Consider the following 15,284-nt stretch of genomic DNA (forward strand, 5'->3'; position numbering starts at 1 on the left):
CCTGGGTTCAGCCTACATTTTGAATCGAATGTTCTTAATTTTACCTAAATGGCGGCATTAGCAAAAGTGTGTCAAGCAGCAACCAGCAATAGTTATACTGTCATCAACATGAAATACTCTTACAATTAGATTGGATGCGAATGAACGACGGTTGCTGTCGCCAACCGAATTAACAAGCAGGTCAATTGCTCCAGGCGCTGGTGCGGAGCAAAAAGGCCGGAATTGGGCCGTCATTGCCAAATGGGTTGCCGTTGTCGTTGCTTTCCTTTTCGGGCCGCTTTGACTGCTCGCGTCGGGGTGAACGTGACCGGGCAGGGGGCTTGGCTTCGGTGTTCGCTGCAACGCTGGTTTCGGTATCCCCTGGCTGCTCGGCCGGCTTGGCCTCGGTCTGTTGGCTAGCATCCGCACCGGAATTTGACTGGCCGCGGCCACGGGTTGCGCCGCGCCGCCGACGCGTGGGCTTGGTCTCTTCGGTAGGGGGGCCTCAGCTGATCGTTCCGCAGGCGCCGTGGGCTCATCATTTTCGGCGTAGGGAATATCTCGCTGAATGAGCTTGATGATCGAATCAAGGTGCTTGCCATCGGCAGGCGCTACCAGCGTGGTAGCAACGCCGGAACGACCGGCACGACCCGTGCGGCCGATGCGATGGACATAGTCTTCGGCATGAACGGGGACGTCAAAATTGTATACGTGGCTGACGGCTGGAATATCGAGGCCACGGGCGGCAACATCACTCGCCACCAGGATGGTCAGACGGTCACCGCGGAAGGCATCAAGCGTTTCGGTGCGGCGCTTCTGGTCCATATCCCCGTGCAATTCGCCAGCATCAAAACCGTGCCGCGACAGAGATTTGGCGACCATGGCTACATCGCGTTTGCGATTGCAAAAAACGATGGCGTTGGTCAGGCCATCCGCGGCGCGAATTTGCTGACGTAGTGCCTCGCGCTTCTGATCGGGCTTTGACCCAACGCGTACCAGTTTTTGGTCGATGTTCTCGGCCGTTGAATTTTGCCGGGCAACCTGAATGCGAACTGGATCACGAAGGAATTTCTTGGTGAGCTTTTCGATCTCGGGCGGCATGGTCGCGGAAAAGAACAGGGTTTGACGCCGCGCTGGCAGAAGTGAGCAGATCCGCTCAATATCGGGCACAAAGCCCATATCCAGCATGCGGTCGGCTTCATCGATTACCAGTAGGTCGACGCCATTCAACAGAATGCGGCCGCGCTCGAATTGGTCGAGCATACGACCGGGCGTGGCGATGAGCACATCAGCACCGCGATCAAGTTTTTTGTTTTGTTCTTCAAAGGAAACGCCGCCAATCAGCAGCGCCACGGAAAGGCGGTGGTTAATGCCGTATTTTTCGAAGTTCTCATGAACCTGCGCCGCAAGTTCGCGCGTTGGCTCAAGAATAAGGGTGCGCGGCATCCGCGCCCTGGCGCGGCCGCTTTCAAGCAAGGTCAGCATCGGTAGGACAAACGAAGCGGTCTTGCCGGTTCCCGTTTGTGCAATTCCGATAATGTCCTGTTTTTGCAGAACGTGCGGAATAGCCTGGGCTTGAATATCGGTGGGTTTGGTGTATCCCGCAGCGGCAACCGCATCGGTTACTTTCTGTGAAAGTCCAAGCCCGGTAAAATCATCGGTCAAATCTAGTAGTCCACTCATGGTGAAGGATTGGCGCGCAAGCAGCTCAACTCAAACGCATCCGTGACACGGAATTGGCCATTCGGACGCTTGTGCAGGAACTGCATATCGTTGGAGTGGCCCTGGGGCGTAGTCAGCATGGGCTGGCGTAAATATACATGGTCGCGATCGCCAAGCCGGAAAATGCTCCAGCGACGGGACCATAACGCAAAGGCCTTTTGAGTCAACGGTATTCGGGCCTCTTCCTTAATATGGCACGTTGAAATCAAATATCAAGGTCGGTAACGAACGCCGCATTTTCCTGAATGAAGTCAAAGCGGGCTTCGGGCTTGGTGCCCATCAGTCGATCAACAGTTGAGCGAGTGCCTTCCAGGTCCTCTTTGATCTTGACCTGCAACAGCGTGCGCGAGCGCGTTGACATTGTTGTTTCGCGCAAGTGTGCAAACGGCATTTCGCCGAGGCCCTTGAACCGAGTCATGTCAACCTTGGACTTGCCGGTAAACTCGGTGGCCATCAACTCGCTCTTGTGCGCATCGTCGCGGGCATAGAGCGTTTTACCGCCCTGGCTCAATCGATACAGTGGCGGCATTGCGAGGAACAGATGCCCGCCATCAATGAGTTGGGGCATTTCCTGAAAAAAGAAGGTGATCAGGAGCGATGCGATGTGGGCGCCGTCGACGTCGGCATCGGTCATGATGATGATCTTGTCGTAGCGCAGATCATCTTCGCGATAGCGATCACGCGTGCCACATCCGAGCGCCTGGATGAGGTCGGAAATGAGTTGGTTGGCAGCCATTTTTTCGCGGGATGCGCCTGCGACGTTCAGGATTTTACCGCGTAGCGGCAATACGGCCTGGCTTTTGCGGTCGCGCGCTTGCTTGGCGCTTCCCCCAGCACTGTCGCCTTCGACGATGAAGAGTTCGGCGCCCTGGGCTGCCCCCTGGGTGCAGTCGGCCAATTTGCCCGGAAGCCGTAACTTGCGGGTGGCGCTGGCGCGGTCGATTTCTTTTTCCTTACGGCGGCGTAGTCTTTCTTCGGCGCGCTCAACGGCCCAGTCGAGCAATTTTCCGGCCTGATTGGGTGAGGCGGCGAGCCAATGGTCAAAGGCGTCGCGCATGGCGTTTTCGACAATGCGCGCTGCTTCGCCGGACGCCAGCTTGTCCTTGGTCTGGCCAACAAATTCAGGCTCGCGGATAAAGACCGACAGCATGGCGTTGCAATGGGCAAAAACATCGTCGGCGGTCAGTATTGTTGCCGCCTTGTTTTTGGTCAGTTCTGCATAGCTTTTCAAACCGCGCAGCAGGGCGCCGCGTAGACCTGTCTCGTGGGTTCCGCCATCGGGGGTGGGCACGGTATTGCAGTATGAAGAAACAAAGCCATCACCCAATGACCAGGCGATTGCCCATTCAACCGCGCCCTGGGTGCCGGGTTTGCCTGCTCGCCCCGAGAAAATTTCGTCGACGATCCGGGTTTCCCCTTCAATGCGCGTCGTCATGAAATCGCGCAGACCATCGGGATAGTGGAAAGTCGCGCGGGCAGGGACCTCGTCGGTCGCCAATTCTTCGTCGCAGGACCAACGCAGTTCCACGCCGCCAAACAGATAGGCCTTGGCCCGGGTCATGCGGAAAAGACGCTGGGCCGAGAATTTTGCGCTGTCCCCAAATATTTGTGCATCGGGATGAAAGCGAACGGTCGTGCCGCGCCGATTGTTCACCCGTCCGACAGATTCAACATCCGACATTGGCTTGCCACGCGAATAGATTTGGCGGAACAATTGCTGGTCGCGGGCCACTTCAATAATGAGGTCGTCCGACAGGGCATTGACCACAGAGATGCCAACGCCGTGCAAGCCGCCTGAGGTTTCATAAGCCTTGGAGTCAAACTTGCCGCCCGCGTGGAGCGTCGTCATTATGATCTCGAGCGTTGACTGTGTTGGAAATTTTGGATGTTTTTCAACGGGGATACCGCGACCATTGTCCGTTACGGTCAGATAGCCGTCGGCGCCAAAATTGACTTCAATCCGGCTGGCGTGACCGGCAATGGCCTCGTCCATGCAATTGTCGATGACTTCGGCAAAAAGATGATGCAGCGCATTGGCGTCAGTGCCGCCGATATACATGCCGGGACGCCGGCGAACGGGTTCGAGACCTTCGAGAACTTCGATGTCGGCGGCGGTATAGGACGATGGCGCGCCGGACGGCGCTGCCGGCTTGGTCGCCGCTGGTTGCGGCGCGGTTGTGCGTCGCTGGGGATTATCTGCAAAAAGGTCTTCGACTTCCGACATTGAACATCCGTGTTGCGGCCACCGAATCGGGGTGCCTGCTTTTTATCATATAGTAGCGCAAGGCGGGATTGGACGTTCCCGGAACGCCTCTCCAACGAAATCGTTCACCCCCGACATGAACCGAAAATGAACATGTTGGTGCGGTTTTGTTCAAGATGGCGGTGCTAGCGTTCCTAAATCGCTCAGGCGCGAAAGCTAATGTGGGAACATGGCCAGCGTCGGGCATTTGCGGAGGGGAATGGCGGTTGTGGTCTTCAAGTCAATCTTGGTAACTAGCGATTGCCGATGCACCTGATTGGTGCGGTATGTACGGAAGGGATATGCTGATGTCGCACAATCGTTGGTTCTTGCCATCCAAACTGCGGTTGACTGCGGTTGCCGCCGGACTTTGTGGAATTGCCCTGTTGATACAGCCGACAGCTGCGCAATCCCGCAGCCCGGCATTTGGCTTTCAGTTTCAGCCGCCAATGCTGGATGGTGATTTTTTGGGCGATCCGCGCGATTTTGATTATCGCGCGCCGCAGCTACCGATGTGCCTGACTGATCGGCAAATACGCGATGAGATTGCAGCGCGTGGTTATTCCGCCGTTGCGCTGAATGTGCCCAACGACAAGCGAATTCAAGTGCGTGCGGTCAAAGACGGTTGGATTTATCTGTTAAATTTCAACTTCTGCACCAACCAGATCGAAGGTCGAACGCGGCTTCGATCGGCCAGCCGAAATCAATAGAGTCCCAACTTGGGCATTCTGTTTACCAAGCGTTTGTTTCTTGGCGACACTTTTTTAAAGGGCGACTGCTAAATACATGGGCATACGGTTTTTGTTTGGAGTTGCCGTATGCGTGCCGCCGCGAACAATAGTATTGCGTATCAAGACGTTCGCGAAAGCGCGTCGCCGTCTCATGGGTGGCAGCAGGCCGGGTTTATCAGTATTGCGTACCGGCTTGCCCATTTCCATGTTTCGCGCCCCGCTGTCACCATCGCTGTAGCGGCATTCTTCTATTTGGCTTGAACTGCAATTGCAGGTTGACGACGCGCGTCGGTCAGCGGTTTGTTCGCCATTTTTTCAAACAAACCCACCCATTACAATCATCGGTTTGACAGGACGCAACTGCTGATCGTTGCGCACGCTACAGTGTTAACTAAACTACGAATTTTTCTGTTTGGCCATTAGTAATGGTCCTTAAATGATTGCCCGTATAATGGAAGTAACATTGATCTGAAAAAGTATTTGGGGCCCATGTCTGCACTGGCAAAAAATGAAACGCCCTCCAATCCATCGTCCCAGTCGCTGGATGTTCGATATATTGGTGCAATTGCTGGATGTTTTTCGTTCTCGGATCGTGAATTGATCGAGGGCGAGCCACGACCGGTCTATGCTTGTCGTCTGTGCTCGATAACGCCGAAGAATGCAGTCATCATTGCTTCTGTGGCGGGGGCGCCCGGTGAAAATGTGGCGGCCCATTTCGAACCATTTGGTGTGTTGCGGGCAACGGTGGGCCGTCGGGTCCCTACCGGCTTTTCGCTCGAGTTGCTGCTGGGCGCAGCCGAGCAGGAAAAACTAGCCGCCAGAATTGAGTGGCAGAAGCGCCGGGTTCAGAGCACCGTCCCGGATCTGCGTGAGTTCAAGAGAATTTTACCCCGCAACCCGCGCGCCGTCATGGTTTTGAAAGACGGCACCAAAATGGATTGTTTTGTGGTCGACATATCGAGTTCGGGTGCGGCGATATCGGCGGAAACCCGTTTGCCACGCGGCACCCCGGTGGCGCTTGGCCAGTTGATCGGCCGGGTGGTGCGCCAGCTAGAAGTCGGGTTTGCGGTACAGTTTACGCGAACTTATGAGCCAGAGCAGCTTGAGACCTTGATGGCAACGCCGATGAAAACCAAGTAAGAACAAAAAAAGGGGCCGCGAAGCCCCTTTCTTCGATATCCAACCAATCAGGCCGAATAGTACATTTCGTATTCGGCTGGGTGTGGTGTGTGCTCGAACTTGATCACTTCGGCCATCTTCAGTTCGATGTAGCTATCGATCTGATCGTCGTCAAACACGCCGCCGGCCTTGAGGAAGTCACGGTCCTTGTCGAGGCTTTCCAGCGCTTCACGCAGCGAGGCAGAAACGGTCGGGATTGCCATCAGTTCCTGGCGGGGCAGTTCGTAAAGATCCTTGTCCATTGGGTCGCCAGGATGGATCTTGTTCTTGATACCGTCCAAGCCAGCCATCAGCAGAGCTGCAAAGGCCAGATATGGATTTGCCAGGGGATCGGGGAAGCGCACTTCAACGCGCTTGGCTTTTGGCGACTGACCAAAAGGAATACGGCACGAAGCGGAGCGGTTGCGGGCTGAATAGGCCAGCAGAACTGGTGCTTCAAATCCCGGAACCAGACGCTTGTACGAATTGGTGGTTGGGTTGGTGAAGGCGTTGATGGCCTTGGCGTGCTTGATGATGCCGCCGATATAGTAGAGCGCATCCATCGACAGGCCTGCGTACTGGTCGCCGGCAAACAGAGGCTTGCCATCGCGCCAGATCGACTGGTGGCAGTGCATGCCGGAGCCATTGTCGCCATATACCGGCTTTGGCATGAAGGTAGCGGTTTTACCGTAGGCGTTGGCGACCTGATGGACAACGTATTTGAAAACCTGAACGTCGTCGGCCGATTTGATCATCGGCTGGAACTTGATGCCAAGTTCGTGCTGTGCCGAGGCCACTTCGTGGTGGTGCTTTTCAACTACAACGCCCATGTCGGCCATTGCGGCCAGCATTTCGCCACGCATGTCCTGTGCGCTATCGAGTGGGGGAACCGGGAAATAACCCTTCTTGAGGCCGATATGGTGACCGTTGTTGCCGGTTTCATAGTCAGCGTCATTGTTGCTGGGCAGTTCGGAGTGATCGACCGAGAAGCCAACTTTATAGGGTGTGTTGGAATATTTCACATCATCGAAGATGAAAAATTCGGGCTCGGGACCGAAGACGACGCTATCACCAACGCCTGAAGACGTGACAAACGCCTCGGCCTTCTTGGCCGTCGTGCGCGGATCGCGGTTGTAGGGCTGATAGGTGAGGGGCTCGAGAATATCGCAGACGATACACAGGGTCGAAGCGCCAAAGAACGGGTCCATATAGGTTGCCGTCGGATCGGGCATCAGCACCATGTCGGATTCGTTGATGGCCTTCCAGCCGCCAATCGAAGAGCCGTCAAACATTGTGCCTTCTTCGAAAAGATCCTCATCGACGATGGTTGCGTCGAGGGTTACGTGCTGGAGCTTGCCGCGCGGGTCGGTAAAGCGCAGGTCGAGATACTTGATGTTCTCGTCTTTCATACGCTTAAGGATATCGCTACCGGTCGTCATTGGGTTCTTCCCCTGTATATTAGGAATGTGGGTTGGTTCGTGCGGTCGTAAGGCTCGTTGGGCGCTGTTCCCCTATAGGGCGTCGTCGCCAAACTCACCGGTACGGATTCGGATGGCCTGCTCGATTGAGTAGACGAAGATCTTGCCGTCGCCAATACGGCCTGTTTGAGCAGCGTTACGAATAGCTTCAATTGCTTTTTCGGTCAGATCATCTGGGCAGACAACCTCGACTTTGACCTTGGGCAGAAAATCGACGACATATTCGGCGCCGCGATATAGCTCAGTATGGCCCTTCTGGCGGCCAAAGCCCTTTGCTTCGGTAACGGTAATACCTTGCAGCCCGACCTCCTGGAGCGCCTCTTTGACTTCATCGAGCTTGAACGGCTTAACGATGGCCTCGATCTTTTTCATTGCGTGCCTCTATGTCGCTTGGTCGGTTGTGGCCCCATCTATGCACACTGCATGCCAGCGTGCCTGCGGGTCATTAAATAATTTAAATTCAAACAGTTACGCGAAATCATTTCTCTCACGCCAGTCAGGTGCCAAAGGGTTGTCGCTTAATGAATGATCAGGTTGCACATAAATTGGGCAGTTCAATATATCGAGGATGGCGACATTATAAGCATCGCATTTCGCCGCTGTCTAAAAAATACCGCAGAATGAGGCTTTGACTGGCACTTCAAGTTAGGTTAGACCCACGCCCAACCCGGCCAGCGGGTTTTTTTGCGGGTGTGGCGGAACTGGTAGACGCACTGGATTTAGGTTCCAGCGCCGCAAGGCGTGAAGGTTCGATTCCTTTCACCCGCACCAAATTTCCTTGGCACAACATGGTGCGCTGGCCTGATGAAGATCAATGAAGACGGGATTGAACCGAATGCAGGTTACTGAAACCCAGAGCGAAGGCCTGAAGCGCAAATTGAGCGTCGTCATTCCGGCCAATGACCTTGTGTCGCGGCTCGATGCGAAATTGGAAGAATTGAAGGGCACTGCCAACATCAAGGGCTTCCGCCCCGGCAAAGTGCCAACTGCCCACCTCAAAAAGGTATATGGCCGTTCGGCCATGTCCGAAGTGATGCAGGACGCAATCAACACCACTGTTTCAGAGACGCTGGAAAAGCGCGAAGAACGCGCTGCAGCCCAGCCTCAGGTTGATTTGCCTGATGATCAGGCGGTGATCAACGAGGTTCTCGAAGGCAAGGCAGATCTGGCATTTGATGTCAGCTATGAGGTGTTGCCGCCTGTTGAATTGATGGATTTCAAGGGCATTGCCATTGAAAAGCCCGTTGTCGACATTGCCGACGAAGAGGTTGAAGCCGAGGTAACCCGTGTCTTCAACCAGAATCGCGGCTTCACTGACAAGGGTGATGATGCGGTGGTTGAGGATGGTGATCGTCTGGGCCTGTCATTTGTCGGTAAGGTTGACGGTGTGCCGTTCGATGGTGGTACATCCGATCATGCACATCTGACCATTGGATCGGGCGAGTTCATTCCCGGCTTTGAAGAGCAGCTGGTCGGTGTCAAAAAAGGCGGTGCCAAAGAGGTCAAAGTCACTTTCCCCGCCGATTACAACAGTGCTGAGCTGGCAGGCAAGGAAGCCACTTTCGACGTCTCCGTTTTGCATATTGACGGGCCGAACAAGGGCGATCTGGACGATGAATTCGCCAAGAAGCTCGGGCTGGACGATGTGGCCGCCTTCCGGGCCGCGGTAAAGGATCAGATGGCAGCGGCTTTGGCTTCGATGAGCCGCCAGCACGCCAAGCGTCAGATTCTCGATGCGCTGGACGAAGGCCACAAATTCACCGTTCCCCAATCACTGGTAGATGCTGAATTCGAGTCGATCTGGACCCGCGTCAAGCACGAGATCGAGGCCCACGGTCGTAGTTTTGAAGACGAAGGCACCACGGAAGATGCTGCACGTGAGCAGTATCGTACCATTGCCGAGCGCCGCGTTCGCCTTGGCTTGGTAGTTGCTGAAATCGGCAACAAGAACGACGTCAATGTAACAGACGAGGAACACCAGCAGGCGTTGATCGCTGAAGTGCGTCGTTTCCCCGGTCAGGAACAGCAGGTCTACGATTATTACCGCAAGAATCAGCAGGCTCTGGCTGGGTTGCGCGCGCCTGTGTTTGAAAACAAGGTCGTGGATTTTGTTGCCGAGCTCGCCAAGCAGACCGACAAGAAAATGTCGCGTGAAGAACTGGCCAAGCTTATTCAGGCAGACGAAGATGAGGTTCCTCAAGAGCACCACCACTAAGGTGCACTGAGACCAGTTTGAAAGCCGCCCCGAAATGGGCGGCTTTTTTTATTGCAATGTTGTCGTCCACGTCTGATTTGCTGTAGGCAGGTTGCTGATGATCATGTCCAGCCAAACTCTTTTGACACCTGCACAAATGGCAGAGGCGGATCGTCTCGCCGTTGATGCCGGGGTGCGTTCGATCAAACTCATGGAGGCGGCGGGCCGGGCCGTCGCTGACGCCATTGTTGACCGGTTCTATCAGCGCTCGGTCATTGTATTGTGTGGCCCTGGCAACAATGGCGGCGATGGCTTTGTTGTTGCCCGTCTTCTCAAGGAGCGTGGGTGGCCTGTCCAGGTGCGGTTGTTCGGTGATCGGGCAGGGCTAAAGGGGGATGCCGCAGCCATGGCATCGCTATGGAGTGGGCGTTGCGACTATCCAACTGTTGAAAATGTTGGCGGCACTGATCTGATTGTTGACGCCCTTTTGGGGGCGGGAATTGATCGGGACGTCGAGGGGGACCTCAAAACTGTTATTGGGGCAATCAACGGCAAGGACCGGCCAGTCGTTAGCATAGACGTGCCGAGTGGCATGGACGGGGCATCAGGTGCCATTCGGGGCGCTGCCATCTCGGCGACGCTGACCGTCACATTCTTCCGCCGGAAGCCTGGGCATTTGTTGATGCCGGGGCGCAATCTGTGTGGCGACGTTCTTCTTGTCGATATCGGAATTCCAGAAACAGTTTTGGCGCAGATTGGCGCGCAGGTATGGGGCAATACGCCTGACTTATGGGAAATTCCGACTGCAGCAGCCAGCGGAAACAAGTTCAATCGAGGCCATTGCGTCGTGGTTTCCGGCGGGCCGCTGCAAACCGGCGCTGCCCGGCTGGCGGCCTGGGGGGCGTTTCGTTGCGGCGCAGGTCTGGTCACGCTTGCCGGGTCGAACGCGGCACTGATGGTGCACGCCAATCACGTCAGTTCAATCATGCTGAAGCTTGCCGATGAAGCGGACGATCTTCGCGATCTGCTCAAGGATGATCGCATCAATTCGGTGGTGATCGGACCGGCTGCGGGTGTTGGCCAAGAAACGGCAAACTGCGTCGAGGCGGTGCTTGCCTGCGGCGCCAACGTGGTTCTTGACGCCGATGCGCTGACCAGTTTCAAAGACCGGTGCGATGACCTTTTTGCGGCCATCAGATCAAATGAACACCGCTCGGTGGTGATGACCCCACACGAGGGGGAATTTGAACGTTTGTTTGGCGATACACACGGATCAAAGTTGGAGAGGGTAAGCAGGGCGGCGGCGCGTTCCGGCGCTGTTGTGATCCTCAAAGGAAGCGACACGGTCATTGCCTGCCCTGACGGGCGCGCCGCAATTAATTCGAATGCGCCGTCGATCCTGGGCACGGCCGGCTCTGGCGATGTGCTGGCGGGGATCGTGGGTGGCCTTTTGGCGCAAGGCATGTCCGGTTTCGAAGCGGCGGCGGCGGCGGTCTGGATGCACGCGGAAGCGGCCAATGCCTTTGGCAAGCCAGGCATGATCAGCGAGGATTTGCCGCGGTTGTTGCCTGAGGTGTTAGCGCGATTGATGACCGAGCAGGATAAACTGCGGTCACCAGGCCACGTCTAATCGCTGCAAGCCATGAAAATGATAGACATTGGCATAACTGGGCGGTTCGGCCAGTCGCAAGTGGGGCAGGCGGCGAAATAGCTCGCTGAAGGCGATTTGTAGTTCAATCCGCGCCAAGGGTGCGCCAATGCAAAAGTGGATGCCTGCCCCAAAACTGACATTGCCGCCATCATTGCGAAATGGATCAAATTTGTTGGGTTGGTTGAACCGCTTGGGATCGCGGTTCGCCGCGCCCAGCATCAGGCCGATGGTTTCGCCCTTTGTGAATTGGCGACCCCCGAATTCGATATCTGCTAGAGCGTAGCGGGTGAACATGTGCAATGGCGCGTCAAAGCGCAGGCATTCTTCAATGGTTGCCGCAACCTGCGCTTCGCTGGCGAACAGCGTTGCGGGGGCGATACCGCTTTCCAGTATTGATTTCACGCCATTGCCTGTTGTGTGCACCGTGGCTTCGTGGCCGGCGTTGAGTAGCAAAATAGCGGTCGATATTACTTCGTCGTCATTGAGTCTGGTGCCGTCTATCTCCGCGGTCAGCATGTGGGTTAGCAGGTCTTCGCGGGGCGCGCGGCGGTGCTGAGTAATCTGCGAGCGCAAATAGTCCATGAACTCGATCGACGCCTGATTGGCATCGCGTTCGGTCGCCTCCGTGACCCCAAACATGTACATGGCAACCATGCGATTGGACCATTTGAGCAGTTGGGGCGCCATTTCTGCAGGCAGACCAATCATTTCGGCGATGACAATGGCCGGGATTGGTGCGGCAAAATTCTGGATGAGGTCCGTGTCGCCGCTGGCGATGAACGTGTCGATCATTTCGTTGGCAAGTTGGGCAATGCGCGGGCGTAGCTGCTCAACGTGTCGAGAGACGAAGGCCCGGTTGACCAATCCACGAAGCCGCGTGTGCTCGGGTGGCTCCAGTGCCAGGAGTGAGTGTTTCTCGGTTTGGTCGAAGTCGGCAACATGCGGTTTGGGCGGTGGCAGGCCAAGCTCGTCGCGGGTTGCGACGTGCAAAATCTGGCGGCCAAAGCGCCGGTCGCGGAGCAGGGAACTGACGTCCTTGAAGCCCGTAAAACACCAATGATCGTAATTTTTCCAGAAGAATGTCTGATCGCCTCGGTGAATGAGGTCATACAATGGATAGGGATTTTGATAAAATTCTGGATCGCGCGGATCGACCGCGATGGGCGTGGAATTTTTGTCACGGTCTGAATCGGGTGCCAACTTGCCTCACCTGTGGTCGTAAATTCGGCCAAAGGGTGCCTGATTGCACGGAAAGGTGCAACGCGCGCCATCTTGGTCTTGCGATAGCGCCAAAAATGGCTAGTTCATAGCGCGAACGAATTCTACCGGAGACAAGACCCGTGACCGAACCAACCATGACCGAGGCGGTTGAAACCATCTATGCCTCACTGGCCAACAACAACGAGGACCTTGATATCCATATTGCGTCGCTCAAGGCCGCGATGGCCCGCGAGGGTGCCAAAGAAGCCATATTTGAGCCGTCCAAGCTCGCACAGAACAACCGACAGGGCCGCAAAACCATGCAGTCGTATTTCAAAAAGCGCGGGATCGCCGTCAGTTTTAGCGCCTGATCGATTAACCGTGGTGGCGCTCGCGGCAAGCTGGGTATTGAACCGCAGGCCAATGCCGCCTATCTGTCTTTTACCGCGTGTTAAGGCGGAATCTATGCAATCAGCACATCGCGCTGATTCGAATTCAAGGCATGGTCCCGGAAATTGGGATGTCCGGTTTCGGGATTAGACCATGCGCAACACGAGAAGTGGCCGAAGCGGTTTCGCGCAGACCCTCGGCTCAAGGGGCATCCGAAGAATGAGAGATCCACACGATCTTTATATGAACACGCTCATCCCAATGGTGGTTGAGCAGTCAAATCGCGGCGAACGTTCGTTCGATATCTACTCGCGTCTTTTGCGCGAGCGCATCATTTTCGTGACCGGTGTCGTCGAGGACAACATGGCGTCGGTTATCGTTGCGCAGTTGCTGTTTCTGGAATCGGAAAATCCGAAAAAAGAAATCGCTATGTACATCAATTCGCCCGGTGGCGTGGTTACGGCCGGCCTGAGCATTTACGACACGATGCAGTTCATTCGCCCGCCTGTGGCCACCCTTTGCATGGGGCAGGCCGCTTCGATGGGCTCGCTGCTGCTGACCGCTGGCGAGGCTGGTATGCGCGGTTCGCTACCGAATTCGCGCATCATGGTGCATCAGCCATCTGGCGGGTATCAGGGGCAGGTGACGGATATTCTTATCCATGCCAAGGAAGTTGAAGGATTGAAGCGGCGCCTCAATCAAATCTACGAAAAGCATACGGGCCGGACCTATGAGGAAATCGAGAACGCCCTTGAGCGTGACCGCTTCCTTTCTGCCGAAGAAGCCAAGACATTTGGGCTGATCGACAATGTGTTTGAGAAGCGCGCGGCGCCTGAGGCCACCCCCTGATCGGCATTAACGCCAAATCAAATGCTCCGTGGACTGTGACATACACGGAATTGCACCGAGCCGGATCGACCGTTAAGGTTGGTTCGGCTTAGATATTCTTTAGGCCTCATGCGTTAGCCTCTGAGTCAACGCAGATTTTGGGAACGCTTTTGCTCCCGGGAGTACCAGGATGTCCAAAGAGACAACAAACGGCGAAACCTCCAAGAATACGCTTTACTGCTCGTTCTGCGGTAAATCACAACACGAGGTTCGCAAGCTTATCGCCGGTCCAACCGTGTTCATCTGCGATGAATGCGTTGAATTGTGCATGGACATCATTCGAGAAGAGAACAAGACCTCGATGGTCAAGTCCTCTGATGGCGTGCCAACACCAGCCGATATCTGCAAGGTCCTTGATGATTATGTCATTGGCCAGTTCCGTGCCAAGCGGGTGCTGTCGGTGGCCGTGCACAACCACTACAAACGGTTGCACCACTCGTCCAAAAATCAGGATATCGAACTATCCAAATCCAACATTCTGCTGATCGGGCCGACAGGTTCGGGCAAGACCCTGTTGGCACAGACATTGGCGCGTATCCTCGACGTGCCGTTCACCATGGCCGACGCGACAACGTTGACCGAGGCTGGCTATGTCGGTGAAGACGTGGAAAATATCATCCTGAAACTGCTGCAATCGGCTGATTATAATGTCGAAAAAGCGCAACGCGGCATTGTCTATATCGACGAAGTGGACAAGATTTCGCGCAAGTCCGACAATCCTTCGATTACCCGGGACGTTTCGGGCGAAGGCGTTCAACAGGCGCTACTCAAGATCATGGAAGGGACGGTTGCCTCGGTGCCGCCCCAGGGTGGGCGCAAGCATCCCCAGCAGGAATTTTTGCAGGTCGATACCACCAATATCCTGTTCATTTGCGGTGGTGCGTTTGCCGGGCTTGAAAAGATCATTCAGGCACGTGGCGAAAGCTCCTCAATCGGCTTCAGTGCAACGGTCAAGGATCCTCAGGATCGACGCGTCGGTCAGATTCTGGCGGAAGTCGCACCCGAAGATCTGGTTCGCTTCGGTCTGATCCCCGAGTTTATCGGGCGACTGCCTGTGCTTGCCACGCTCGAGGATCTTGATGAATCGGCCTTGATCGAGATTTTGACGGCGCCCAAGAATGCGCTGGTTCGTCAATATCAGCGTCTGTTCAACATGGAAGAGGTCGAACTGACTTTCCACGAAGACGCTCTCAAGGCGATTGCGAAGCGCGCAATCGAACGCAAGACCGGCGCTCGTGGGCTTCGTTCCATCATGGAAGCGATCCTGCTGGATACCATGTACGATCTTCCTTCATTGGAGGGCGTGCAGGAGGTGGTCATCTCGGAAGAGGTGGTCAACGGCAAGGATGTGCGGCCGCTCTACATTTACGCTGACAAGAAAGAAGACGTGCCAGCGGAGGCATAAGGTCTTCTGGATTTTGAGACCAGGAGCCGGGGCAATTGCTCCGGCTTTTTTATACCCGTCGATAACATCGTTCTCGCGTTGACGTCAGGCAGCGACCGGGTGGCCGCCAGCCGTTCGGGCCGGTTGCCTGTCATTCCACTGTCATCGGTCATGTTCAATCCTGATTTTGTTTGACAAAACGCAGATGTTTGACGCCTTGCGGCTAGTCAAAAATGTATTCATTGGCTACACCTTGACCAGCCCGAA

The 15,284-nt window shown here is 55.4% G+C and carries 12 protein-coding genes and 1 tRNA gene; 8 read left to right on the top strand and 5 right to left on the bottom strand.

Going from position 1 to position 15,284, the window contains the following annotated elements:
* Positions 1 to 57: 57 nt before the first annotated feature.
* Both PSQ90_RS15695 and parE read right to left on the bottom strand, forming a co-directional pair.
* Positions 58 to 1,662: a DEAD/DEAH box helicase gene (locus PSQ90_RS15695; protein ID WP_282211198.1), complete on the bottom strand. Its 1,605-nt coding sequence runs from the start codon at positions 1,660 to 1,662 to the stop codon at positions 58 to 60.
* A gap of 244 nt (positions 1,663 to 1,906) precedes the next feature.
* A complete protein-coding gene (gene parE, locus PSQ90_RS15700) occupies positions 1,907 to 3,925 on the bottom strand; it encodes a DNA topoisomerase IV subunit B (RefSeq protein ID WP_282211199.1) in 2,019 nt (672 codons plus the stop codon).
* Between the two features lie 326 nt (positions 3,926 to 4,251).
* Here parE and PSQ90_RS15705 point away from each other — a divergent pair, with 326 nt between their 5' ends.
* Both PSQ90_RS15705 and PSQ90_RS15710 read left to right on the top strand, forming a co-directional pair.
* On the top strand, positions 4,252 to 4,653 hold the full coding sequence (locus tag PSQ90_RS15705) for a hypothetical protein (RefSeq protein ID WP_282211200.1): 402 nt from the start codon (positions 4,252 to 4,254) through the stop codon (positions 4,651 to 4,653).
* Positions 4,654 to 5,163: 510 nt separating this feature from the next.
* Positions 5,164 to 5,814, top strand: a complete 651-nt coding sequence (locus tag PSQ90_RS15710; RefSeq protein WP_282211201.1) for a PilZ domain-containing protein — start codon at positions 5,164 to 5,166, stop codon at positions 5,812 to 5,814.
* Positions 5,815 to 5,861: 47 nt separating this feature from the next.
* Here PSQ90_RS15710 and glnA read toward each other — a convergent pair whose 3' ends face one another.
* Positions 5,862 to 7,271, bottom strand: a complete 1,410-nt coding sequence (gene glnA / locus PSQ90_RS15715) for a type I glutamate--ammonia ligase (RefSeq protein WP_282211202.1) — start codon at positions 7,269 to 7,271, stop codon at positions 5,862 to 5,864.
* Positions 7,272 to 7,343: 72 nt separating this feature from the next.
* Positions 7,344 to 7,682, bottom strand: coding sequence for a P-II family nitrogen regulator (locus PSQ90_RS15720; protein ID WP_282211203.1), 339 nt, complete (start codon positions 7,680 to 7,682; stop codon positions 7,344 to 7,346).
* 314 nt (positions 7,683 to 7,996) lie between these two features.
* Between PSQ90_RS15720 and PSQ90_RS15725 the strand changes: the two genes are divergently transcribed.
* The 3 genes from PSQ90_RS15725 (at position 7,997) to PSQ90_RS15735 (ending at position 11,134) form a co-directional block, all read left to right on the top strand.
* Positions 7,997 to 8,081 (top strand) — tRNA-Leu (locus PSQ90_RS15725).
* Positions 8,082 to 8,145: 64 nt separating this feature from the next.
* Positions 8,146 to 9,525 carry a trigger factor gene (gene tig / locus PSQ90_RS15730; protein ID WP_282211204.1) on the top strand — a complete coding sequence of 460 codons (1,380 nt, stop codon included), beginning with the start codon at positions 8,146 to 8,148 and terminating at the stop codon, positions 9,523 to 9,525.
* A gap of 97 nt (positions 9,526 to 9,622) precedes the next feature.
* Positions 9,623 to 11,134: an NAD(P)H-hydrate dehydratase gene (locus PSQ90_RS15735; RefSeq protein WP_328517513.1), complete on the top strand. Its 1,512-nt coding sequence runs from the start codon at positions 9,623 to 9,625 to the stop codon at positions 11,132 to 11,134.
* Here the strand turns inward: PSQ90_RS15735 and PSQ90_RS15740 are convergent.
* Complete coding sequence (locus tag PSQ90_RS15740) at positions 11,117 to 12,355, bottom strand: cytochrome P450 (RefSeq protein WP_282211205.1); 1,239 nt, start codon at positions 12,353 to 12,355, stop codon at positions 11,117 to 11,119. The genes PSQ90_RS15735 and PSQ90_RS15740 overlap by 18 nt on opposite strands.
* Positions 12,356 to 12,510: 155 nt before the next feature.
* Here PSQ90_RS15740 and PSQ90_RS15745 point away from each other — a divergent pair, with 155 nt between their 5' ends.
* The 3 genes from PSQ90_RS15745 to clpX all read left to right on the top strand — a co-directional run bounded on the left by PSQ90_RS15745 (position 12,511) and on the right by clpX (position 15,038).
* Positions 12,511 to 12,726: a hypothetical protein gene (locus PSQ90_RS15745; RefSeq protein WP_407648223.1), complete on the top strand. Its 216-nt coding sequence runs from the start codon at positions 12,511 to 12,513 to the stop codon at positions 12,724 to 12,726.
* 238 nt (positions 12,727 to 12,964) lie between these two features.
* The gene (locus PSQ90_RS15750) at positions 12,965 to 13,594 is read left to right on the top strand and encodes an ATP-dependent Clp protease proteolytic subunit (RefSeq protein WP_282211207.1); all 630 of its coding nucleotides are present in this window, start codon (positions 12,965 to 12,967) and stop codon (positions 13,592 to 13,594) included.
* A gap of 169 nt (positions 13,595 to 13,763) precedes the next feature.
* Complete coding sequence (gene clpX / locus PSQ90_RS15755) at positions 13,764 to 15,038, top strand: ATP-dependent Clp protease ATP-binding subunit ClpX (protein WP_282211208.1); 1,275 nt, start codon at positions 13,764 to 13,766, stop codon at positions 15,036 to 15,038.
* The last annotated feature ends 246 nt before the right edge of the window (positions 15,039 to 15,284 follow it).

Source organism: Devosia rhodophyticola (assembly GCF_028816475.1).
GTDB classification, from domain to species: domain Bacteria; phylum Pseudomonadota; class Alphaproteobacteria; order Rhizobiales; family Devosiaceae; genus Devosia; species Devosia rhodophyticola.

Coding starts and splice junctions, on each gene's coding strand:
- clpX (WP_282211208.1), top strand. CDS start 13,764: ATGTCCAAAGAGACAACAAACGGCGAAACCTCCAAGAATACGCTTTAC.
- tig (WP_282211204.1), top strand. CDS start 8,146: ATGCAGGTTACTGAAACCCAGAGCGAAGGCCTGAAGCGCAAATTGAGC.
- PSQ90_RS15745 (WP_407648223.1), top strand. CDS start 12,511: ATGACCGAGGCGGTTGAAACCATCTATGCCTCACTGGCCAACAACAAC.
- glnA (WP_282211202.1), bottom strand. CDS start 7,271: ATGACGACCGGTAGCGATATCCTTAAGCGTATGAAAGACGAGAACATC.
- PSQ90_RS15720 (WP_282211203.1), bottom strand. CDS start 7,682: ATGAAAAAGATCGAGGCCATCGTTAAGCCGTTCAAGCTCGATGAAGTC.
- PSQ90_RS15695 (WP_282211198.1), bottom strand. CDS start 1,662: ATGAGTGGACTACTAGATTTGACCGATGATTTTACCGGGCTTGGACTT.
- PSQ90_RS15735 (WP_328517513.1), top strand. CDS start 9,623: ATGATCATGTCCAGCCAAACTCTTTTGACACCTGCACAAATGGCAGAG.
- parE (WP_282211199.1), bottom strand. CDS start 3,925: ATGTCGGAAGTCGAAGACCTTTTTGCAGATAATCCCCAGCGACGCACA.
- PSQ90_RS15705 (WP_282211200.1), top strand. CDS start 4,252: ATGTCGCACAATCGTTGGTTCTTGCCATCCAAACTGCGGTTGACTGCG.
- PSQ90_RS15750 (WP_282211207.1), top strand. CDS start 12,965: ATGAGAGATCCACACGATCTTTATATGAACACGCTCATCCCAATGGTG.
- PSQ90_RS15710 (WP_282211201.1), top strand. CDS start 5,164: ATGTCTGCACTGGCAAAAAATGAAACGCCCTCCAATCCATCGTCCCAG.